Consider the following 22,636-nt stretch of genomic DNA (forward strand, 5'->3'; position numbering starts at 1 on the left):
ATAAATAAAGCTTAGAGAAATATGGTATTAGTTATTCGGTTCTATTTGGAGATGGAAGAAAAGAATATGAAAATTCCATATCCTTCCTTTGTGACTTTTTATTTTTCTTCTAAATCAAGGACTGGAACCATACGGTCTTCATCATGTGTTCCTCTCGCATGAACGGTAGCCATACTTGATGTTTCATCTACACTTTTAATCCAAATAGGAACTCCGTGGTAATGAACATCAATTTCCTTGGGTGAAGAAAGAATTTGCTTAGCTCGATCTATTTCCATATTATCACCTCATTTTTTAGTATGTCCCTGCAATGCATCAATTAAAAGATAAAGCTATATTTCCTCAACAATAATTTGACTACACGCTACAACTCATTCCCTCAAAAATTAATCTATCCTTTAACCTTACAAAAATCGAACATCAATGGGTTTGCTTAACCTCATTTTATTCTTTAATTCGAATACGTATAAATACGAAAAATGAGCACATACTGTACCTAATCAGATTCCTCCTTTTGCTGACAAATCATTTCTCCTTTAATATGTTAAGTTTACAAAAAACATCTGTCTTCACAGGTGTTTTTTATTTTGAGAAAATATATTAATTTGTATACAAACTAAGTTTTATTTTACTTCTAGTAGGGGAATAAAATAGTAAATTAAATTGGAGAGGATGAGGGGTTTATGATAGAGATGGAGGTAAAGAACCTTCAAAGGTCAGAAGCTAAATTTAGAAAGGCTGAATCAGAATACTTAAATAAGGCAATCGAAGAGTATTTCGTTCGTCGTACATACCATAATGCACCAGTAGTTGATGCACTTCGATATGTACTAACGATTGATAATAAAAGGGAACATTTAGAAAGTGCCGTTGAACTTTTTGGAGATAATATCAAAGAAGTAAATAACCAAGATATTATAAACTATTTAAATCAATGTAGATGTTATAAGGAAATAAGAGATATAGTCTAAATTTGATGCTATCTTATGAAAAAATTTATTGTTCATAAATAACCAAAAGGGGATTGGAGATATGAACTATAAACAAAGGGATTATTATATTAGCGCAAAAGAAAATGAATATTATAAAGTACTAAATGTAGTCGATTATATGTTAGAGGAAGCAAAAAGCAACAATAAATATCCTATATGGGGTGAAAAGCTAAGAACTGAGTTAAAAGAAAGTGCTGGCAACAATCTTACTCCATGGCATTTTAATACAATAATATCCGTACTTTTAGATTACGTACCTGATGAAGTAAAGAATAAACCTAATGCTAAGTCACTCTAAGCGGGTGGCTTTTTATGATGTGCATAATATGTAAGTTAAAACATGTGGTGAATAGCAAAAAGAAAGGTGAAATAGTAATATGAGTGATACTGAGATTGTGGGTTTGAGTCAATAATCCGGAGTCATTCTCTCAAAAATAAGTGTAAGGACTTAATTACAAGGTTTCCATAAAATTATACTTAAATGATTCTTGCGTGAAAGGAAATTTACTGTTATATTAAATTCAATTAAATATTTTCTTATTTCAATATTTTTTGAAGTGAGGATAGAGGCGCAAAGATCATAAGTATACAATTTGAGGAGAATGAGATCCAATGACAATTGTGGAAAGGGGTATTTGCCGAAGCCGAAAGAATCTCATGTTCTTGAAGCTGGTTCTGCTGTTGAATAAATACAGAACTGTCATATGGGAAACTGTATGGAGGGCTATCTTACGCACGGAAACTATTTTTGATAAATATTGTTTCTACTGCAGCAACGAATCCCTCGTTGCTGCTTTTTTGCGTTTCTTATGAATGGCCCTAACCCCTCTAATTTTTAAAAATTTATAAAGGGTGTGTAGTTATGAATTTTGGCCAAGTATTAACAGCAATGGTTACCCCGTTTGATCAGAATGGCGAAATTGATTTTAACGCGACGAAAATGTTAGTTGAGCATTTAATTACAAATGGCACAGATAGCTTAGTTGTAGCTGGTACAACTGGAGAGTCTCCAACATTAACCACAGAAGAAAAAATTAAATTATTCCAATGTGTGGTAGAAGCTGCTGCGGGAAGAGTCCACGTCATCGCTGGAACTGGCTCAAACAACACGCAAGCTTCGATTAGCTTAACGAAACTTGCAGAGGAAACAGGAGTCGATGGTATTATGCTCGTTGCTCCATACTATAATAAGCCGTCTCAAGAAGGCTTGTACCAGCACTTTAAAACGATTGCCCAGTCAACCTCTTTACCAGTTATGCTTTACAATATCCCAGGGCGAAGCGTAGTTAACATTTCTGTTGAAACAATTGTTCGTCTATCAGAGATTCCTAATATTGTATCAATTAAGGAAGCAAGTGGCAACTTGGATGCCATGGCAGAGATTATTAGCAAAACACCTAGCGACTTTACACTATACAGCGGCGATGATGGGTTAACAATACCAGTATTAGCAATTGGCGGGGCAGGAGTTATTTCAGTTGCTTCCCATATCATTGGCAATGATATGCAAGAAATGATTAATGCCTTCAAAAATGGCGATGTCCAAAAAGCTGCTGCTACACATCGCAATCTGCTTCCAATTATGAGAGCATTATTTATTGCGCCAAGTCCTTCACCAGTAAAAGCTGCATTAAATCTAAATGGAATACAAGTTGGCGGTGTTCGTTTGCCAATGGTTCCTTTAAGCAATAAAGAGCAAAGTGCGCTAGAAGAAGTTCTGCAAACTAGCGGCATTAACGTTACCTGTTGAAATAAATAAAAACAGATTAGAAGAGAGAGCATAGCTAAAACGACCGATTCAATCGATGCATTAAGGCAAGATTGGTGCACAAAGCTCAAGATGGATGAATCATCATTTAGCTAACTCCTAAAAACAGAAAAACTCCCTTAACGCATTGGGGGAGTTTTTCTGTTTTTTCTATGTATGTATACTATATACATCTTCAGTTGCCATACAGAGGGAGACCTATTTCACTATATGTTCGTTCTTCTGTCGGTATTGGTGCAAAAACTTATATCTTAGTCAACACGATTCCGCATAAAGTAAGAATAATTCCTATTAATTGATATTTTTTAAGTCTTTCTTTAAAGATAATTAAGCTCCCAATTAAAACAACAATACAATTTAAACTAATGATTGGATAAACCACGCTGGATGGACCTTCCTTTAGGGCGAATAAATAACAGCTGTAACCAATCGTACTTAATATACCAACTAGTATACCTATCTTTATTTCAATTTTATGTGCAGTTAATTGTTTAAATTCTTTCCGAGCTAATAAACTTAAATAGACAGCTCCTCCACCATACATTGAAACAAGCATTTCACCCATGCTAAAGTGCTGATACGTGCTGAATTTCATAATAACACCAACTGTGCCGATAGATAGAAGAGCTAAACAGCAGCTCAAAATCCATAATTTATACTCTATGTGTGCCGTTTTGTTTGGTTGATACTGAATAATACAAGCTGCCAATATAATAATGACGATACCAATCCAATTTGTTAAAGGAATGGATTGAGGAAATAATAAGGATGTAGCTATAACAACAATGACTGTATTCATCGCAATAATGGTAGATGTAATACTCGCAGGTCCTTTCTCAAAGGCTTTCGACATTTGGATATTGCCATTGGCATTTAATATACCGATTAGTGCCCCCGTTAAAATAGGTAAAATGTGAAATTCAAAACTTCCTTTAATAAGAGTAAATAATAAGAGGATAAAAAAAGAAATCCAATAAAAGAAAAGTTGAATACACACTTTAGATAAATGTTGAAGAGCACCCCATTTAAATAAAGTATTATTTACTCCGAAGCATACAGCTGTCCCTAAAGCAGATATAAACCATAACATAGTGTGTAATTCCTTCCTAGTAGTTTTTATACTACTAAATTATACAATTTATATAATAGTTTTAATATTTCAATTTAATGAAAAATAGTTTCGAATAACTCTTTTGTAAAAGTATAAAGATGAGAAGAGGAGAAGTATAAATTTATTACGAACCAACGGATTGTGCTCTTTTATTAAAACCTCGTTTCCTATTATTCTTACACCTTTTTACTGTCCAATAAAATGCGATGAATTTTTCAAATCCATTCACCATTTTCTTCTCATTAAAACCTAAAGCTTTGTATCCTAAAACTCAAATGGACGTTTTAGAAGATGAGGTGCGGGAATCAAGTGAAGTAAGACAATGATTAAATAAAGGAGGAGTTGCTATGAATATAACAGAAGTGATGACTTCTAATGTTGAGACAGGTAACCTTAAAAGTTCATGTGGTGAGGTAGCTAATATGATGAAGAATGTAGATGTAGGAGTTATTCCAATTTGTGAAAATGATAAACTAATAGGCCTAATAACGGATCGTGATTTAGTCGTCAAGGGATTAGCTAATAATTTTAATACGAATACACAAATATCTGAAATGATTACCACTGATGTCATTACTGGTACAAAATACATGTCTGTAGAGCAGGCTTCAGATCTCATGTCTCAGCATCAAATACGCAGACTTCCTATTGTAGAAGGTGGAAAACTCATTGGAATGGTTTCTCTGGGAGATTTAGCGGTAAGTAATACTTCAAATAAAGAAACAGGAAAAGTTCTTGAGAATATTTCAGCTCCTGCTGAGCTTAATAAATAAAAAAAACTCTTTTTGTACTTCATTTTATAGATAAGAGCAAGCTAATAAAAATTAGCTTGCTCTTAGTTTATATATAACAACACATGGCTATTACAGCTTTTAAAGATCTTGTATTCAATAGCTTCAGCAGTTTATGGCTTTCTATAGAATTAGCCAAGTTTAAACCCATTTTCGTCCTAGATTTTTTTATCATTCATTTTTTATATCCACAAAAAGTTGCCCGTTTAAAAAACTACAATATAAAATACGTTTCACGTCTTTGTATCCTCTTTGTTTCAATTCGTTGAAAAGCCAAGAAGAGTTTTTATTTATTAGATTTAAATGCTTTTCTTGAATGATCCCATCAATAACAAGGGGAAGTAAAAATACAGATTCTGATTTATCTTTGCTTTCTGGTTTTTTAAATACAGATAATGTACCCGAAGGCTCTAATATCGCATAATCCACCTCACGGATATCTCCTATATTTTTATCCCGAAGCTGTAAAAGCAAGTCGTCCAAATTATAACGTGATTTCCTCATTTGCTTTTCATCAATCTTTCCTTGTTTTATTACAATAATAGGTTGCCCATCTAGTACTCTGCGTAACTTTTGACTTTTTAATTGGATATATGTAAGGCCTATTTGGATAACTGTTAATATAAGAATAGGTACAAGTTGATAAAGTAAAGAACCTCCCGTATCCTCAATTGCAACAACTCCAAGTTCACTTATCATAAGCACAACAACAAGGTCAATGACATTTAGCTGATTTATGCCTCGTTGGCCGATAAAACGAAAAATAATAATAATAACAACATATAATAATATTGTACGCCAGCTTACTTCGATGATTTCCACTTTACGCTCTCCTTTCATTAGAATCTTTTTCTCTCTTGGAACAGGGATGAATGTAATATATAGATTTATACACTTAGCTGATTCTCTAGGATGTTTATTTCTTTATGTTAAAAATTAAATGAGTAACGTACAAAGTGTTTAAAGTGTTATTCATGGCACTAGATTTTTAACAGAAGCATTATATAAACAATTAACTGGGGAGAACCTTCATTATGTTAACTTTGTTTTGTATATCATATGCATTAAAAAAGATGCCGTTTAGGCATCTTGAATAGTTTGCTCAAGGTATTAGTATTTATACATTTAGCTGTCTAATACCGCAGCCATATTTATACTCTCATATATATGTGCTAAAATAACCAGTGAACCAATCCCTCTAAAAATTAGAGGGATGTACAGTTGATATATTAAAGGCAAATCGTATGTCACTTGTAGAAGAAGTTGTTTTCCAAATCGAATCCTTAAATGAATATAGAGTGTATGGGAAAATGGAAGACAGATCCTTTCTGAAACGAATTTAATGCAACAATTTGAAGTGAGCCGAAATGCATTGAGAGAGGCTATACAATCTGTCGTACATACTGACCGACTACAAACAAAGCAGGGAAAAGCTTATGAAAAAGCTGACATCCAGCTGCATAAAACAATGTTAGAAGCATCACATAAATCATATGTTAATTGATTTATATAACCATAGGATAGATTTTTTACATACATCTGGTCATCAAATAGTTGAAGTAAGTTCTCATACCGATTTTAATTGAACCTACTTTGTAAACTTGTGGATGCTATCATGGCAATCTGCACAGTAAATGAATATATTACTTAATTTTAAAAACTTTAAGATTATATACGGAGGGTCTATAACTACCATGGGTATCCCACACACAACAAATCAACTAGAACAGCCAAAACTAAATATAAATCCTAAAATAGGATTACTGATTATAGGCATTATCCTAATTGGAGCTAATCTCAGAGCCCCTTTAACATCTGTGGGCCCACTGGTAGCTTCTATTCGTAACAGTTTAGGAATATCTAATACTTTAGCAGGAACAATAACTACAGTGCCTTTACTAGCTTTTGCATTCCTATCTCCTTTTGCTCCCAAGTTAGCTCGGCGTTTTGGCATGGAGTTTACGCTATTTATTTCTTTAATCTTATTAACAATCGGAATTGGAATACGCTCTTTTGGTGGAGTAGAAACATTATTTGTAGGAACGATCTTAATTGGTTTATCTATTGCTATTGGAAATGTATTGTTACCTAGTCTAATTAAACATAACTTTGCACAAAAGATAGGCATGATGACAGGAATTTATGCAGTTTCTATGAATTTATGCGGCGCTATTGGGTCTGGTATAAGTATTCCCATTTCTTCAGTATCAGGTTTAGGATGGACCGGAGCCCTTGGATGTTGGGGGATTTTATCTCTTCTTACCATTTTCATTTGGCTACCACAATTGCGAAATCGACATAAGTCTACGAAGTCTCAACAAACAGTGCAAAAGGTTGAATCTATTAACTTATGGCGTTCTAGATTAGCATGGAATGTCACATTGTTTATGGGATTTCAATCCTTTATCTTCTATACAGTTATTACATGGATGCCGGAGATTCTTGAACAAAAAGGATTGAATACTCAGGACGCTGGCTGGATGTTATCGTTAATGCAGCTTGCTGTACTTCCTATTACGTTCCTCGTTCCTATTTTAGCCGGCCGTTTGCAAGATCAGCGTTTATTAGTAGTCATTCCAGCTGTTTTGCTTATTGGAGGATTATTCGGTATCTTGTACGGAAATACACTCCTTATCCCATTGTGGATTATTATGGTTGGAATTGGAGTCGGGTTTGTATTTAGTTTGGCAATGATGTTCTTTAGCTTACGCACACAAAGTACTAACGAGGCAGCAGAATTATCTGGTATGGCTCAATCATTCGGTTATCTTTTATCTGCTGTAGGGCCTGTGTTATTTGGAGGACTACACGACATTACACACAGCTGGACTATCCCTTTATTGATGCTAGTTTTAGTTTCAATCTTTATTTTTATCGCCGGTATGGGAGCAGGGAAGAATGAATATGTGACTTCTAAATAATAAAGAGGTATAAAAGCCCTTTAGAACTGAGGTTTTAAAGGGCTTTTATACTTGGTATTGTTTGACGGCTTCTTTTTCTACCAATCATCCGCCTTATATAAACTGACTTTGTATGTGCTATACATACTTTAGTGGTGAATGTTTTTACTAAATTTTCTTTTCACAGATTCAGCTATAGATATAATTAGTAGGGAGATAAGTGATGAGATAAAAGCAGTAAAGCTAATTGTTCCTACTCTCATACCAATCCAGCCTCCGATAAGGAAACTTACGATAACAACGCCAACACTAACCACTCCTACAATTAGAGGTGTTATATATTTAATAGTAGGTTTTTTTCTGCTGAGTGCATATGAAAGTACAATTAAACCGGCAATTATAATTGTAGAAACTATCTGTAAGTCACCCATTATTAACAGCCTTTAAATTCAAGATATCCATACTAGTATATTCTCCTAATGAAGTATCAAATAACACCTTGCTCAATCATAGCATCAGCAACTTTTATAAATCCAGCGATGTTTGCACCTACGACAAGATTACCAGGAGCGTTGTATTCTTGAGCAGCTTTCTTGCTATTTTGGTATATGCTTTTCATAATCACATGTAATTTGCTATCGACTTCTTCAAAAGTCCAAGAAAGCCTAGTGCTATTTTGAGCCATTTCTAATGCTGATACAGAAACACCACCAGCATTTGCTGCTTTAGCAGGGGCAAATAAAATATTGTTCTCTAAGAAAATCTCGACAGCTTCTAATGTAGATGGCATATTTGCACCTTCACCAATTGCTTTTACTCCATTGGAAACTAATAATTCTGCAGAGTTTTGATCGATTTCATTTTGAGTAGCACATGGTAAAGCAATATCACATGGTACTGTCCAAATCCCATTACAACTTTCCACGTAAACCGCTTCGGGATGATCATTTACATAAGTACTTATGCGTTTCTTTTCTACTTCCTTAATCCGTTTAACTGTTTCTAAGTTAAGACCATCTTTGTCATAGATATAACCATTCGAATCGCTGCACGCGACCACTTTAGCCCCTAGCTGCATCGCTTTTTCAATTGCATAAATTGAGACATTTCCTGACCCTGACACAACAACTGTACTGCCTTTAAAGCTGAGATTATTATCTTTTAACATTTCTTCAACAAAGTAAACTGTTCCATATCCAGTTGCTTCTTTACGAGCTAAACTTCCACCGTAACTAAGGCCTTTTCCTGTTAGAACGCCTGCTTCAAAGGTGCTACGCATTTTTTTATATTGCCCAAACAAAAAGCCAATTTCTTTACTTCCTACACCAATGTCACCTGCAGGAACATCCGTATCAGGTCCGATATATTTGCTAAGTTCTAGCATAAAGCTTTGACAAAAACGCATTATTTCTCCATCTGATTTTCCTTTAGGATCAAAATCAGCACCGCCTTTACCGCCGCCAATTGGTTGACCAGTTAAAGAGTTTTTAAAAATTTGCTCAAATCCTAAAAATTTAATAATACTTGCGTTGACAGATGGGTGAAATCTTAATCCGCCTTTATATGGACCAATTGCGCTACTATATTGAACGCGAAACCCTCGATTAACTCTAACATTTCCCATATCATCGACCCAAGGTACACGAAAAGAGATGACTCTCTCAGGTTCAACGATTCTCTCCAGAATAGCTTGGTTAATATACTGAGGGTTTTTAATAAGAACAGGTATTAAAGAATCGAATACTTCTTTGACTGCCTGATGAAACTCACTTTCACTTGAATTTCGTTTTTTTACTGTTTCAAATACTTGATTAACATAATTCTGCACGCTTTCTGTATTCGCCGATTGATTTTTTTCAATTGTTATCATACTTATCCGTCTCCTATTTATCGATTTATAATGAAAATTTAAAAAATTCGTCGTAATTTTTTAGGGTTGTTAGTATAAAATATTTTATAATTGAAATAATGATCGAATCAATATAAAGAAACGATAATATCAATGCGTTTTATGCATTAACTAATAAGGAGGATATAAAATGGACTTTAGACAAATCCGTTATTTTATGGAGGTTGCTACACGCGAACACGTAACTGAAGCCGCCCATTCTTTACATGTAGCACAATCCTCGGTAAGTCGACAAATAGTAAATTTAGAAAATGAATTAGAAGTTGATTTGTTTATCAGAGAAGGAAGGAGGGTACATTTAACGCCAATTGGAAAAATATTTTTTGAACGAATGAAACATGCCATGAATGTGATAGACGATGCGAGACGTGAGGTTAAGGAATATTTAGATCCTGAAAAAGGAACAATACGCATTACTTTTCCGATAAGTTTAGCAGCGTATACATTACCAACTGTAATCTATGCATTTAGATTGCGCTATCCGGAAGCAAAATTTCAGTTAAAACAAGCGCTTTACCAGGAATTAATTGAAGGTGTGATTAAAGGAGATTTTAATCTTGGTCTGATAGGTCCACTTCCTCTCAAAGAAAAAAAACTTGGACAAAAAGTTTTATTTACGGAAAATATTGTGGCTCTTTTGCCAATTCACCACCGCCTTGCAAAAGAATCCTCCGTAAAACTTCAAGAACTAGTAGACGAACCGTTTGTTTTATTACCTAAGGGTTTTGTCTTTCGAGATATTGTTGTGAATGCTTGTCAGAATCTTGGCTTCACACCAAATGTTGCCTTTGAGGGGGATGATATCGATGCGTTGAAAGGGTTAGTTTCTGCTGGTTTAGGTGTAACACTCATGCCGGAAGTCACGCTAGTCGATAGCTTGCCGCGCTCAACAGTTAAAATACCACTGGTTGAACCAAACGTAACAAGGACTGTAGGCGTTATTACGCCAAAAGAACGAGCACTACTTCCAACAGAAAAGTTATTTTATGATTTTCTTCAGGAATTTTTCACTAGATTAGATGATTTTAAGAGCTGATTTATACTCAAGAAAAAGCACGTGATTAGCAAAGAAAAGTAATATATTACATTTTCTGTTACCTAGATCCCTTTTTTTGGAATATAAACAAAAAAGAATCCCTTGAAAACAAGGGATTTAAGAAAGGCTACGATTACGAATTATGCAGCTTTTATACATATGCTTATCTTTATAATAAATCGCTTTTATGAAAAAATATGTTGTAATTTACTTACTAACACACATTTCATATCTAGTTTTATAAAAAGCTGCCTCTCCTGACGCTCCGAGGCAGCTTTTTATCTCGTTAACATGTTAACAATAGCTGTTCAGTCAACGTTACTTTGGTTTGTAGAACAGTTTTTAAATACTTAAGTCTTTTGATTTTTTCTTAAATCTCAAGGGGTTTTTCTTTAAAAAGGGCAAGCATTCCGTCCGGAAAAGTTACTTTCACAGATAGATAACAATACTGAAAATAAAGTTTTCAATATTACATTGACAAGAATGCGAATCCTGCTTACAATTGAAAACGATTATCAACATCAAGTAGGAGGAGACACCGTTATGTTTAAGGGTAAAATTAGTCTGAAAATTAAGTTAACTTTTATGTTTATTTTAATTTTGTCGACATTATTAGTTGGTTGTTCAAACGCTAATAATGAGGAATCAACATCGAAAGACAATCATGATAACATGCTTACGATTGCTTGGCCGAGAGATGTAGGAGAAATGAATCCGCATGTCTACAATCCTTCACAATTATTTGCTCAATCTATGGTATATGAACCGTTAGTAAGCTATCAAGCCGGCGGTAAGATAAAACCAAATCTAGCTAAGTCATGGGAAATCTCTGAGGATGGTAAAGTATACACGTTTCATTTGCGTGAAGGTGTAAAATTTTCCGATGGAACAGATTTTAATGCAGAAATTGTTAAAAAGAATTTTGACACTATTTTGAATAATAAAGAATTACATAGTTGGTTGGGTTTCATTACAAAAATAGCTCAAACAGAAGTAGTGGATAAAAATACTTTTAAATTAACATTGACTGAACCATATTACCCAACAATTCAAGAGCTAGCTGTAGTTCGACCAGTTCGTTTCTTGGGTGAAGCTGGTTTTCCTAAAGATGGTGATACTTCAAAAGGTATCGTTAAACCGATAGGTACAGGGCCATGGATTTTAGAAAAGTATAAAGCAGACGAATATGCTATTTATAAACGAAATGAAAATTATTGGGGAGAGATTCCAAAAGTAGAAAAAATCAAAGTGAAAGTTATTCCAGATGCGGAAACGAGAGTACTCGCATTTGAAAAAGGTGATTTGGACATGATTTATGGAGAAGGAGTTGTCAGTCTAGACACGTTTAAGCAATTAAAGTCTACTGGAAAATATGAAACTAGGGTTTCTGAACCAATTGCCACAAGACAGCTTGTTATGAATACAAAAACAGAACAGCTTTCAGATGAACGTGTAAGACAAGCCCTGCATTATGGTTTTAATAAAGAAGCGTTGGTTAAAGGAGTGACTTCAGGTTTAGAAGAAAAAGCAGACCATATCTTACCTACAAATTTACCTTACACGAAAGATGTTGATGTGAAGTTGGTAAAGTATAATGTAGAAAAAGCAAAGGCACTATTAGACAAAGCAGGATGGAAACTCCCTAAAGGAAAAACAGTTCGTGAAAAAGATGGAAAGTTACTTGAAATTGACCTAATGTATGATTCAGCAGAATCAATTCAAAAAGCAATGGCCGAAACTCTTCAATCTGAATGGGCGGCAATTGGTGTGAAATTAAACATTGAGGGAGTTGAACTACCAGATCAAGTTCAAAGATTTAAAGATAATAAATTTGATATTAATTTCTATAGTAATTTTGGTGCTCCTTATGATCCTCATACATTTTTAAACATTGTCTCATCAAAAGGGTATGGGTTTAATGAAGCTATTTCAGCATATCCAAATAAAGATGAATTAATTAAACAAATGGCGAAGGTTCCTCAAACAACAGATGAAAAAGAGCGCCAACAGCTCTATTCGTCTATTTTAAAGTCAATACAAGACCAAGGAGCTATTATTCCTATTTCGTATATGAAGAAAACAGCCATTTATCAAAAGAATGTAACGAATTTTAATTTCCCTGCTAATCGTGACGAGAATCCATTCACAGGAATTAGCATCAAACAGTAACTAGCAGGAGGTTTTCATGGGCAATTATATACTGAAACGAATTATGTCCATCATTCCAGTTTTTCTTTTGGCCACACTTCTCACGACTGGAATGGTTCACCTTTCATCGGTGGATCCAGCTGAAGCTTATTTAACAGCAGCCCATATCCAGCCGACTGATGAGATTTTAGCTCAAAAAAGACATGAGTTTGGTTTAGATCAACCATTCTTTATTCAATATGCAAACTCTATTATGAAGATATGCCAACTTGATTTTGGCATATCTTATGTTTCGAATAAGCCGGTTTGGGATGAGGTTATATATCGAATACCAGCGACCATCCAACTAGCTATAGCAAGTATATTAATAGCCGTGTTCGTCAGCGTGCCTCTTGGATTTTTGGCGGGAGTAAAGAAGGGTAGCGCTATTGATCATTTTAGTCGTTTACTTTCCTTTTTTGGTGCATCTATTCCAAGTTTTTGGCTGGGCTATATATTGGTCTTTTTCTTTTCTGTTAAGCTTAACCTTTTTCCAGTTGAAGGGATTGGGACATGGCAGCATCTTGTACTGCCTTCCATTACGCTAGCTCTTCCTTTAATAGCGATGTATACAAGATTATTACGTGCCAGTGTTCTTGAAAACTTGCAGCAACCATATGTGCTATTTGCTCGAACTAGAGGACTTAAAGAAAAAACGATTATGACAAAACATGTGCTGAGAATTGCTATTTCTCCAATGATAACTGGGCTTGGAATGAATCTTGGGAAATTACTTACGGGCACAATTATCGTTGAATCGGTTTTTTCTTGGCCTGGATTTGGACGTTATTTCATTGAAGCTATTTTTAATCGTGATATACCTGTTATACAATGCTATGTACTAATAGCGGCTAGTTTATTTATTTTGAGTAACTTAATTGTAGATATAGTTCAAATGTATATCGACCCGCGTATTTCCAGGAAAGAAGGGCAACATCGATGATAACAAGTATACGTACGATATTAAAAAATGAAAAAGTAATTCCCATATGTTCAACGATATTAGGTATTCTTTTTATCATCGCCATTTTGGCCCCTTGGATTACACCAAATGATCCCATTGCCGTCAATTTAGCTTATAAATTGCAGCCTCCAAGCTGGAATTTCCCATTAGGAACCGATCATTTAGGAAGATGTAACTTGTCACGTATTTTATATGGAGCACGCATCTCATTAGGTTTTGCTATACTTATTTTTATTTCATCATTAGCCATTGGTTTAATTATTGGAACTTTTTCAGGTTATAAAGGTGGCTGGGTCGACCATGTTTTAATGAGATTTTGCGATGCTGTTATGGCTTTTCCAAGCCTTATTCTTGTATTAGGATTGGTTGGTATATTTGGTCCTGGACTGTCACAAGTAATCTTAGCGCTGATGCTTGTACAATGGGTTTATTACGCGAGAATGTTCCGAGGAATGGCCCTTAGTTTGAAAGAGCAGAACTTTATCCCTGCTGCGAAGATCAGTGGTTCTTCTCAATGGAAGATCATTAAAAATCATATTATCCCCAATGTGTTACCCCCGCTTGTCGTAATGGGTACATTGGAAATGGGCTGGGCAATCATGGATATATCTGCTATGTCTTTTCTGGGATTAGGCGTTCAGTCTCCTACACCTGAATGGGGAGCAATGATTCACGAAGGGAAATCATATATTCGGACGAATCCGGAACTGATGCTTTATCCAGGTTTGTCTATTATGCTTGTTATTGTTACATTCAATCTATTAGGCGAAGCATTATCAGAGCGTTACGGTGTCAAACGTCGATTTTAAAAAGGAATGAAGAAAGTTGGGAACAGACAAGTCAAAAGTATTACAAGTTAGAGATTTACATGTTCAAATAAAAGCAAAAAACGGTATTACAACTCTCGTTCAAAATATCAATTTTGAACTGAAGCCTGGGGAGATTCTTGGTCTTATTGGTGAAAGCGGTTGTGGTAAAACCGTCACAAGTATGTCTATTCTTCAGCTCCTTAATCGTAAGGAAACAACAATTGAAGGGAGCATAATGCTAAAAGGACAAGAATTAAACGGTTTAGCTGAGAAAGAAATGCGTAAGATTCGTGGCAAGGACATAGCGTTTATTATGCAAAACCCGATGAATGCTTTTACACCAGTTTTTACTATTGGGCACCAATTTGTTGAGACTATTCGCTCTCATACGAGCTTGAATAAAAAACAGGCAACAGAGCTTGCTATTGAGTCAATGAAACAAGTAAACTTACCTGATCCTGACAAGCTTTTGAAATACTATCCTTTTCAACTAAGTGGGGGTATGCTTCAACGAGTAATGATTGCTATTGCAGCAAGCTTGCATCCAGCTGTTATTATCGCTGATGAACCGACCACCGCGTTAGATGTAAATAATCAGAAGAATGTACTACGTCATTTGGATAAAATTCGTTCCGAATATGGTTCAGCAATTTTATTAATATCACACGATCTAGGAGTTGTCTCTGAAATGGCAGATGAAGTAGCCGTTATGCAGCATGGGAAAATAGTAGAAAAAGCAGGTGTATTTCAGCTGTTTGATTCACCCAAGCATGAGTATACAAAGAAGCTGTTAAATGCAAGACCAACATTATATTTAGAAGAACCTATGACCAACTTAATTTGATATGGGGAAAGCATTTTATAAGAGGTGAACAAGTGAGTTTATTACAAGTAAACGAAGTCACTCATAGCTACGGAAGCCGAACTTTTTTTAAATGGCAAAATCGTTCTAAGAAAGTACTTTCTGATATCTCCTTCTCTATTGAAGAAGGAACATGTTTAGGAATGCTGGGTACGAGTGGAGCCGGTAAAAGTACGTTAGGAAAAGTAATCCTTGGTTTGGAAAAGCCAAAGCATGGACAGATTCTTTTTCAAGGACATGACATCTATACGGTAGATAAGTACACTCGCCAAAAAATTCGGCGTGATCTTCAAGTTGTTTTTCAAGATTCATACTCAGCAGTTAATCCCCGAATGACCGCCGAACGTATTATTGCAGAGCCGTTAGAAAACTATGAGAAATTAACATTAGCTGAACAAAAACGAACTGTAATTGAATTATTAGAAAAAGTAGGGCTCGGTGAAAAGGACTTGAAAAAATATCCACATCAATTTAGTGGTGGTCAGCTGCAAAGAATTAATATTGCAAGGGCAGTCTCTCTTAAGCCGAAGCTCATTGTCTTAGACGAATCTGTAAGCAGTCTAGACATGGTTACGCAAACTCTTATTCTAGAACTATTAAGGGAGTTAAAAGAAGACTTTGGCTTATCGTATTTTTTTATTACACATGATATCAAAGCCGCTTGCATGATTAGCGATACATTAGGTGTATTAGAAAAAGGAGAATTAATTGAATATTATAATTCGAAAAATGAGTTCTTTACTTCAGAAAATCCTGTGGTAAAAGAGATGAGAGGTTCTATACTTGCCGAGCATCCACGTTTTCGCTCGATTAGAACAAAGAGCAATTATATTTAATTTAAAGATATTACTATACTCATGCATTTTAAGACCTCGATTTCATCCACGTAATCGAGGCTATTGCTGTTATGTTTAACTCGAAACGATAGAAGGAGGCCGTTGGATGAATCATCGTACGTATCTTACTTTGGCGATTCCCCTGACAATCTCAACCATGACTACGCCCTTATTAGGTGCGGTGGATACCGCGGTTGTCGGGCAACTTTCAGCTCCAGCTTATATTGCAGGAGTTGCGGTAGGAACTCTTATTTTTAATACGTTATATTGGGTATTTGGCTTTTTAAGAGTTAGTACATCCGCCTTTGCTGCACAAGCAAATGGGGCAAGCGATCCAGATCAGGGAGTACTTGCTTTATCCCGCCCGTTTTTATTAGCTTTAATAGTAGGGGTGCTTTTTATTCTTTTACAATGGCCGATTGAACATACGGCTCTCCTAGTGATTTCTCCCGATGTTGATGTAAGCAGGTTTGCAGTAGAATATTTTAGAATTAGAATATGGGGAGCACCCTTTACACTGATGAACTATGTAATTCTTGGTTGGTTAATGGGAATGGCCAAGATCAGAGAATCTTTATGTTTACAGATACTAACAAATGTTTTAAATATGCTTTTAGCTATTCTTTTTGTCCATGTTTTTTCTTTTGACGTACAAGGAGTTGCTACAGCAACCTTGATTGCTGAAGTTACAGCCTTCATATTAGGATTATTCATTATTTTGAAAGTATCTCCATTTAAATGGAAAATGCCATCAATTCAGGCACTTATAGATACAAATTCTACGAAGAGGATGTTTAATGTTAACAAGGATTTGTTTATTCGAACTATTTGTTTATTAGTCGTTATTAATATGTTCACAGCAAAAGGTGCTTCATTTGGCACAGAATTTCTAGCTGCAAATGCTGTATTATTTCAAATTCACTATATAATGGCTTATTTCTTTGATGGATTTGCTAATGCTTCTAGTATCCTAGTTGGCAAAGCAGTAGGGTCAAATGATAAAGAATTATTTAAAAAAACACTTACTTTGTCTAGAAAGTGGTCGATAATAACAGCTGTTATTATAGCTAGTTTATATGCACTTTTTCAAAAGCAGGTTATAGGGCTATTTACGAATTTGCCTGATGTGATTGAACTTTCACTTACGTATGGAGTATGGCTTATCATCTACCCCTTTGTTGCTTGTTTTGGCCTTGTCCTTTATGGGGTTTTTACAGGAGCAACTGAAATTGCTCCCGTTCGAAATTCTATGATTTACGCCATGGTTGTCTATATCATTATACAGATTACAGCAACTCCTATCTGGCATAATCATGGCCTATGGCTGGCTTTCATCATCTATACTATCGGGCGATCAGGGTTCCTAGTTATGTACACTCCGCGATTAAATAAAAAATTGGTAGAGCTAAAGGGAGAAGGCTGAAAAAATTATAACAAAATAGTTCCGGTTCAATCATGGAGGAATCCATCAAACGCCGATGTACTACCGGTGCTGCTACTCTCTTAAATAGATGGGGTTATTAAGAAAGAAAGCGGTCAGGGAGGAGGGTCTTCTTTCTTAATAAAGGTCTGTTAAATGATTAGTAGGTTTTTATTTAAGTAAAGCAAGAAAGAAATAAGCAAGCAGCCAAATGCTTTTTAAGAAAGCTTTGGCTTTTTTGCACGTTTCCAAAGCTTAATTCTCTTTTACAAACAATTGATCTTCCCTTCAAAAATATATAGATTGCTACTAAGAAATAAAAAAATTTTGTTCATCATCGTATAATAAATTTCTTTATTGAAAACAGCAATACGAATCTAATGGATTCGTATTTTTCGGTGACATTCAAAATACTTCCTAAGCAATAGAAAGAAGAGGTTTTGAACGTTTATAATTAGGTTAAACATATTGCAACAGTTATTTTTTATTTATTCCGTATATTTAAATTATTCGTTCGTAATGGTACAATAAAATGATGGAAAGAGGATATGATGCTTCTTTCTTAATAAAGGATGAAGAAATATGGATATTAAGGCTCAGCAAACAAAGCTGGCGAATAATTTGGGCAAATTGTTACGAGATAACTTTGGAAAAGGACCCGAGGCTGTTCATGTTACGATTTATGAACCTTATGTTGTTATTTATGTCAGTGGCTTCGTATCACCTATGGAGCAAGTACTGTTAAATCAGAATGAAGAACTTCAAGTGATGACTACAAGAGAGCTGTTGGTAAAAACTCTTGAACCTCAAATCACTGGTCAAATTAAAGGGATTACAGACCTCGACATACAGCACTTATATTATGATTGGAATTTAGATCACCACTCCGGAATTTTTGTGGGAGTGTGTCTGGACGATTTGAAAGCCGATTTGACTGAGGGTGACCCTTACCCAGGAAAACAAGCAATTCATGATCGAATTATAAAGATGAGTGAGATTGCCCAAAAAGGACCTGAAAAAATTTCTTCATATAAATTAAGCGATCGTACATTGGTCATCGTACGCGAGGGAATACTGGTGGCTATTGAAAAACAGCTAATTTCGTTGGGTTTTGATGACACCTTACGCATCTCTAAACGTCCTTTGGAAAAAGGAATCTTACGACAAAACGATGACTATGATGAGATATTAAATGCAGACATTCTTGATATTTTTGTAGATTGGGATTTTGAAAAGGATAATAGTATTATTACGCTTATCCTAAAACCAAAAAAGTAATGAGGCAGTAATGAATTGGACACACTGTGCCAAACATAAGCCGAGGAAGCAAAGGACATACCTTTTCTTTTTCGGCTTATTTTTGTTGTCTAAAAAGAGTAAGTCCTTTTGTAACGGAATAATTCCCTAAAACAGCACCTAAAAATAGGATGTGCCAACAGAAAGGATTTGGTCGGGATGGCTGATAATCATGAGATTGTATTGTTTATAAAAGAGCTTCGTCGATTGTTGCAGGATTACCAAAAGTATGACAATGAATTATACAAAGAAGAAATTAGCAAGGATATAATACTTTTAAGTACCATTATCTATGGAAGTAAAATTGGAATTTTAAATAAAAGAAGAATCTTGAAACACAGAAAATACAAAGGTAAACAGAAACCAATCTATTAAAGATATACTAGTATGCCTTTCGTTTACACTTTATAAAAAGTGAATTCTTATTACCGAAAATGATCTTATGAGGAAGAAGGATTTTTCATAAAACATCACGAATAGTATACCTTATGAAACTAGAAACTAGGTGCACCATCTATGGATAAAACGAAACTGGAAAAAGAATTAAGTAGTTATATGGGAAGGTTACTTCGTGAAAACTTTGGAAGAGGTCCTGGAGGTGTATTCACCGTCATTTCTCCTCCTTTTATAACCGTTTATTTTAAAGCCTTTTTATTACCTTTAGAAAAGGTTTTGTTAGACAAGGAACAAGTTATCTATGTTCAAAAAACACGTGATTTGTTAATGGAGACTTTAATTGAAGAGATAAAAGGATATATACAATTAAATATACATTTAGATATTAAAGAATTTTATTATGATTGGAATTTAGAGCTGCAGTCTGGGATGTTTATCATGATCCATTCTGATAAAGAAAACATAGCTAATCATTCCTATAAAAATCAGAAATTGCTACATAAAGAAGTTGAGGAAGTAACTCAAAAAGCAGAAAAATTCCCTCACGATGTTTCTTCTTATTTATTAGATCAGAGAACACTTCTTATAATCAGGGAAGGTATTATGGTAAATATAGAGAAAGAATTAGTTCAATTAGGATTTGAAGAAAACCTTACATTGGCTAAAAGAAATCTCGAAAAAAGGCTACTTCATGAACATAGTCAATCATTAGAAGTAATTTTAGATTCAAAGGTAACAGATATACTAGTAGCATGGGACTTTCATAAAGATAAAAGTACAATTCTTCTGATTTTAAACCCAACTTCATAACGGCATTGATAAGCTAGGCACTGAACTAGATGTAGGCCAAAAAGAAAGGTTATATAACCTTTCTTTTTGGCCTATTGTTTTTTTACTACTATTAAAATAAAGAAAGTGGTGATAATTATGCTATTTCAATCGGATGAAGGAAAGGAACCTTTAACTGTTGAGATACACACTGAAGTGGATATAGTAGAAGCGCGTCAGAAAGGGCGAATGTTTTCTAACTGCTTAGGCTTCAGCACACTTGATCAGGCCCGAATTATTACGACTATTTCAGAATTATCCAGAAATATATATAAATATGCCACTACCGGAAAAATTACAATGGAAATAATAGAGAAAAAACCTGAAATAGGACTCAAAATAATAGCTATAGATAAAGGACCTGGCATTAAAAATATTCAAAAAGCGTTGGAAAGTGGCTATACAACGTCAGGAGGGTTAGGCGTTGGTTTATCAGGGGTGAAAAAATTAATGGACGAATTCACCATATCATCTCAAGAAGACCATGGCGTTAACATCCAGGTTATAAAATGGAAAAAAAGAAATAAGTAAAAGGAAGACAAGTTAAACTGTAAACGTTTATCTACAACAGTAGGTAAAGATTTGTATAGATTTATGAGTAGCTAGACTGAAAAATCTATTTTTCATTAAGCACTATTAAGGTCAAGAAATTTTAAAAAGTTTAAGAAAGAACGGACTTCCTCTTTACAAAAGACTCCTTTATTGAATAGAAGATAGCTTCTAAAAACATCATCCCCTGATGATCCGGCTCTAGGATAAGGTTAAGATATTTCACATGCGTGAATTGGTACCTTCAGCATGTGCTTCTCCTCTATTAACTCTTAGCAGTAGGACAAAAATGTTTCTTCGCAGTGTCACAAGAGGCTTAGAAACATGAGAAAAAGGTGTAGAAAATTATGATCAATTATATTTAATCGTTAAAATAATTGATCATAATCAAGTCTCAAAAACCATAGATTCTTGGAAATTATTAATAATGATAATTGTGATATAAACAGTACAGGTATATAATTGTGTGAAAAAAGGATGGATACTATGCCGATTAATTCGTTTGAAAACTATCCGATGAGCTGGAAACCATCTGTTGATAAAACAAGAAAGCCTATTTACCAAGCCATTGCAGGACAATTGGAACAGGATATTATCAAGGGAGTTTTATTACCTGGAACAAAAATTCCTCCACAGAGAGAGCTAGCCGATTATTTAGATTTAAATTTGAGTACGATTTCAAAAGCATTTAAAGTGTGCGAGCTAAAGGGTTTATTAAGTGCTACTGTTGGAAGCGGTACATTCGTATCGTATGATGCGTTATCGAATGCGTATTTACTCGAAGATATAAAGCCTAGCCACTTAATTGAAATGGGCGCGACACTGCCAGACAATGATTCATACGAGCCGCTTCTCCTTCAACTAAAAGATATGCTACAAGAGACTGATTACGAAAAGTGGTTTAGTTATGGGAGGCCAGGTGAAAGTCTTTGGCAAAAAGATGCAGCTGTAAAGCTGATGAGAAGAGGCGGATTCAAAACAACAGTTGATCACATTTTATTTGCAAATGGAGGACAAAATGCAATTGCTGCAATACTAGCGAGTCTTTGTCAGCCTGGAGATCGCATCGGGGTTGATCATCACACTTATCCAGGTTTAAAAACGGTTGCAGCTATGCTTAGTGTACAATTAGTACCGATAAAATCAAAGAATTATGAAATGAGTCCAACTGCTTTTGAATATGCATGTAAAAATGATAATATTAAAGGCATTTACTTGATACCAGACTACCATAATCCAACTGCTTGCTGTATGTCTGTTGAAAACCGAGAAAGGCTTGCCGTGATTGCAAAAAAATATGACCAATTTATTATTGAAGATGCAACGTATCATCTCCATCATGAGCAACCAATGCCAGCAGTGGCATCATATGCACCAGAACAAGTCATCTATATTGCGAGTTTATCAAAATCAATAGCACCAGGGTTACGACTAGCATATGTAGCAGCGCCTAGTCGATTTAAAGAGCCTATTTCAAAAGCACTTTATAATTTAAATATATCAGTTTCACCATTATTAGCAGAGCTAACAGCACGTATTATTGTGTCAAATCAATTTGAACCCTTAGTAGAGAATCATCGTCAACAAGCTATTCTCAGAAATCGAATTGCAAATCAACATTTAGAAAATTACACGTGTTTAGGTATGGAAACTGGTATATTTCGTTGGTTACTATTACCAGAAAAGATTACAGGTGCTGAATTTGAAACATTAGCTGCGCAGCAGGGCGTACAAGTGTATACAGCAGAACGCTTTGTAGTGGGAAACAGTTGTCCAGACAGAGCTGTAAGGATCGCTGTCTGTGCACCGAAAACGATTGGAGAGCTTGAGCAAGGATTGATTATCCTTAAACGTTTACTTAACGACTATTTATAATATTGTTTGCCATACAATTATAATATTGTATGGTTTTTTTATGCGTGTTATGATAATCCAAATCTAGGGAGAATATTTTCAAAAATAAAATGAGTTTTCTGAAAGGA

General features: G+C 34.9%; 23 protein-coding genes and 1 riboswitch. Of the genes, 18 read left to right on the top strand and 5 right to left on the bottom strand.

Going from position 1 to position 22,636, the window contains the following annotated elements:
* Positions 1 to 98: 98 nt before the first annotated feature.
* Positions 99 to 278, bottom strand: coding sequence for an H-type small acid-soluble spore protein (locus ACFX4R_RS21095; RefSeq protein ID WP_043981809.1), 180 nt, complete (start codon positions 276 to 278; stop codon positions 99 to 101).
* Between the two features lie 405 nt (positions 279 to 683).
* On the opposite strand from ACFX4R_RS21095, the gene ACFX4R_RS21100 reads away from it, so the two are divergent.
* From ACFX4R_RS21100 to dapA, 3 genes are all read left to right on the top strand, one after another.
* Positions 684 to 971 (top strand): hypothetical protein, encoded by a 288-nt coding sequence (locus ACFX4R_RS21100; protein WP_043981810.1) that lies wholly within the window; start codon positions 684 to 686, stop codon positions 969 to 971.
* Positions 972 to 1,032: 61 nt separating this feature from the next.
* Positions 1,033 to 1,290 (top strand): hypothetical protein, encoded by a 258-nt coding sequence (locus ACFX4R_RS21105; RefSeq protein ID WP_043981811.1) that lies wholly within the window; start codon positions 1,033 to 1,035, stop codon positions 1,288 to 1,290.
* A gap of 258 nt (positions 1,291 to 1,548) precedes the next feature.
* Positions 1,549 to 1,727, top strand: a riboswitch (Lysine riboswitch).
* Positions 1,728 to 1,854: 127 nt separating this feature from the next.
* A complete protein-coding gene (gene dapA, locus ACFX4R_RS21110; RefSeq protein WP_043981812.1) occupies positions 1,855 to 2,742 on the top strand; it encodes a 4-hydroxy-tetrahydrodipicolinate synthase in 888 nt (295 codons plus the stop codon).
* Between the two features lie 262 nt (positions 2,743 to 3,004).
* Here the strand turns inward: dapA and ACFX4R_RS21115 are convergent, their stop codons facing one another.
* Positions 3,005 to 3,850: a DMT family transporter gene (locus tag ACFX4R_RS21115; protein ID WP_043981813.1), complete on the bottom strand. Its 846-nt coding sequence runs from the start codon at positions 3,848 to 3,850 to the stop codon at positions 3,005 to 3,007.
* Positions 3,851 to 4,218: 368 nt separating this feature from the next.
* Between ACFX4R_RS21115 and ACFX4R_RS21120 the strand changes: the two genes are divergently transcribed.
* Positions 4,219 to 4,644, top strand: a complete 426-nt coding sequence (locus ACFX4R_RS21120; protein ID WP_162214011.1) for a CBS domain-containing protein — start codon at positions 4,219 to 4,221, stop codon at positions 4,642 to 4,644.
* Between the two features lie 189 nt (positions 4,645 to 4,833).
* Here ACFX4R_RS21120 and ACFX4R_RS21125 read toward each other — a convergent pair whose 3' ends face one another.
* A complete protein-coding gene (locus tag ACFX4R_RS21125) occupies positions 4,834 to 5,484 on the bottom strand; it encodes a DUF421 domain-containing protein (RefSeq protein ID WP_162214012.1) in 651 nt (216 codons plus the stop codon).
* Positions 5,485 to 5,983: 499 nt separating this feature from the next.
* On the opposite strand from ACFX4R_RS21125, the gene ACFX4R_RS21130 reads away from it, so the two are divergent.
* Together ACFX4R_RS21130 and ACFX4R_RS21135 are read left to right on the top strand one after the other, a co-directional pair.
* Positions 5,984 to 6,166, top strand: a complete 183-nt coding sequence (locus ACFX4R_RS21130; protein WP_370531016.1) for a GntR family transcriptional regulator — start codon at positions 5,984 to 5,986, stop codon at positions 6,164 to 6,166.
* 190 nt (positions 6,167 to 6,356) lie between these two features.
* Positions 6,357 to 7,583 carry a CynX/NimT family MFS transporter gene (locus ACFX4R_RS21135; protein WP_013082610.1) on the top strand — a complete coding sequence of 409 codons (1,227 nt, stop codon included), beginning with the start codon at positions 6,357 to 6,359 and terminating at the stop codon, positions 7,581 to 7,583.
* A gap of 128 nt (positions 7,584 to 7,711) precedes the next feature.
* Here the strand turns inward: ACFX4R_RS21135 and ACFX4R_RS21140 are convergent, their stop codons facing one another.
* On the bottom strand, positions 7,712 to 7,993 hold the full coding sequence (locus ACFX4R_RS21140) for a YesK family protein (protein WP_165575302.1): 282 nt from the start codon (positions 7,991 to 7,993) through the stop codon (positions 7,712 to 7,714).
* A 56-nt stretch (positions 7,994 to 8,049) separates the two neighbouring features.
* Complete coding sequence (gdhA, locus tag ACFX4R_RS21145) at positions 8,050 to 9,432, bottom strand: NADP-specific glutamate dehydrogenase (protein ID WP_230184377.1); 1,383 nt, start codon at positions 9,430 to 9,432, stop codon at positions 8,050 to 8,052.
* Between the two features lie 169 nt (positions 9,433 to 9,601).
* On the opposite strand from gdhA, the gene gltC reads away from it, so the two are divergent.
* The 12 genes from gltC to ACFX4R_RS21205 all read left to right on the top strand — a co-directional run bounded on the left by gltC (position 9,602) and on the right by ACFX4R_RS21205 (position 22,529).
* A complete protein-coding gene (gene gltC, locus ACFX4R_RS21150) occupies positions 9,602 to 10,507 on the top strand; it encodes a glutamate biosynthesis transcriptional regulator GltC (RefSeq protein ID WP_098248835.1) in 906 nt (301 codons plus the stop codon).
* Positions 10,508 to 11,050: 543 nt separating this feature from the next.
* On the top strand, positions 11,051 to 12,676 hold the full coding sequence (gene nikA / locus ACFX4R_RS21155) for a nickel ABC transporter substrate-binding protein (protein ID WP_043981820.1): 1,626 nt from the start codon (positions 11,051 to 11,053) through the stop codon (positions 12,674 to 12,676).
* Between the two features lie 16 nt (positions 12,677 to 12,692).
* On the top strand, positions 12,693 to 13,637 hold the full coding sequence (gene nikB / locus ACFX4R_RS21160) for a nickel ABC transporter permease subunit NikB (protein WP_043981821.1): 945 nt from the start codon (positions 12,693 to 12,695) through the stop codon (positions 13,635 to 13,637).
* Positions 13,634 to 14,467: a nickel ABC transporter permease subunit NikC gene (gene nikC / locus ACFX4R_RS21165; protein ID WP_043981822.1), complete on the top strand. Its 834-nt coding sequence runs from the start codon at positions 13,634 to 13,636 to the stop codon at positions 14,465 to 14,467. Before nikB ends, nikC begins: the two co-directional genes overlap by 4 nt.
* Positions 14,468 to 14,483: 16 nt before the next feature.
* Entirely contained in the window at positions 14,484 to 15,311 is an 828-nt protein-coding gene (nikD, locus tag ACFX4R_RS21170; RefSeq protein WP_043981823.1) for a nickel import ATP-binding protein NikD, read from the top strand.
* Between the two features lie 32 nt (positions 15,312 to 15,343).
* A complete protein-coding gene (nikE, locus tag ACFX4R_RS21175) occupies positions 15,344 to 16,165 on the top strand; it encodes a nickel import ATP-binding protein NikE (RefSeq protein WP_162214016.1) in 822 nt (273 codons plus the stop codon).
* Between the two features lie 106 nt (positions 16,166 to 16,271).
* Positions 16,272 to 17,588, top strand: a complete 1,317-nt coding sequence (locus ACFX4R_RS21180; RefSeq protein WP_377570250.1) for an MATE family efflux transporter — start codon at positions 16,272 to 16,274, stop codon at positions 17,586 to 17,588.
* A gap of 579 nt (positions 17,589 to 18,167) precedes the next feature.
* Positions 18,168 to 18,863 carry a Na-translocating system protein MpsC family protein gene (locus ACFX4R_RS21185; protein ID WP_043981826.1) on the top strand — a complete coding sequence of 232 codons (696 nt, stop codon included), beginning with the start codon at positions 18,168 to 18,170 and terminating at the stop codon, positions 18,861 to 18,863.
* Positions 18,864 to 19,040: 177 nt separating this feature from the next.
* Positions 19,041 to 19,256 carry a hypothetical protein gene (locus ACFX4R_RS21190; RefSeq protein WP_043981827.1) on the top strand — a complete coding sequence of 72 codons (216 nt, stop codon included), beginning with the start codon at positions 19,041 to 19,043 and terminating at the stop codon, positions 19,254 to 19,256.
* A 141-nt stretch (positions 19,257 to 19,397) separates the two neighbouring features.
* Complete coding sequence (locus ACFX4R_RS21195) at positions 19,398 to 20,087, top strand: Na-translocating system protein MpsC family protein (protein ID WP_043981828.1); 690 nt, start codon at positions 19,398 to 19,400, stop codon at positions 20,085 to 20,087.
* 117 nt (positions 20,088 to 20,204) lie between these two features.
* Positions 20,205 to 20,636, top strand: coding sequence for an anti-sigma regulatory factor (locus tag ACFX4R_RS21200; RefSeq protein ID WP_043981829.1), 432 nt, complete (start codon positions 20,205 to 20,207; stop codon positions 20,634 to 20,636).
* 504 nt (positions 20,637 to 21,140) lie between these two features.
* Positions 21,141 to 22,529 carry an aminotransferase-like domain-containing protein gene (locus ACFX4R_RS21205; protein WP_377570252.1) on the top strand — a complete coding sequence of 463 codons (1,389 nt, stop codon included), beginning with the start codon at positions 21,141 to 21,143 and terminating at the stop codon, positions 22,527 to 22,529.
* Positions 22,530 to 22,636: the final 107 nt, after the last annotated feature.

Source organism: Priestia sp. YIM B13490 (genome assembly GCF_042787735.1).
Lineage (GTDB): Bacteria > Bacillota > Bacilli > Bacillales > Bacillaceae_H > Priestia > Priestia megaterium.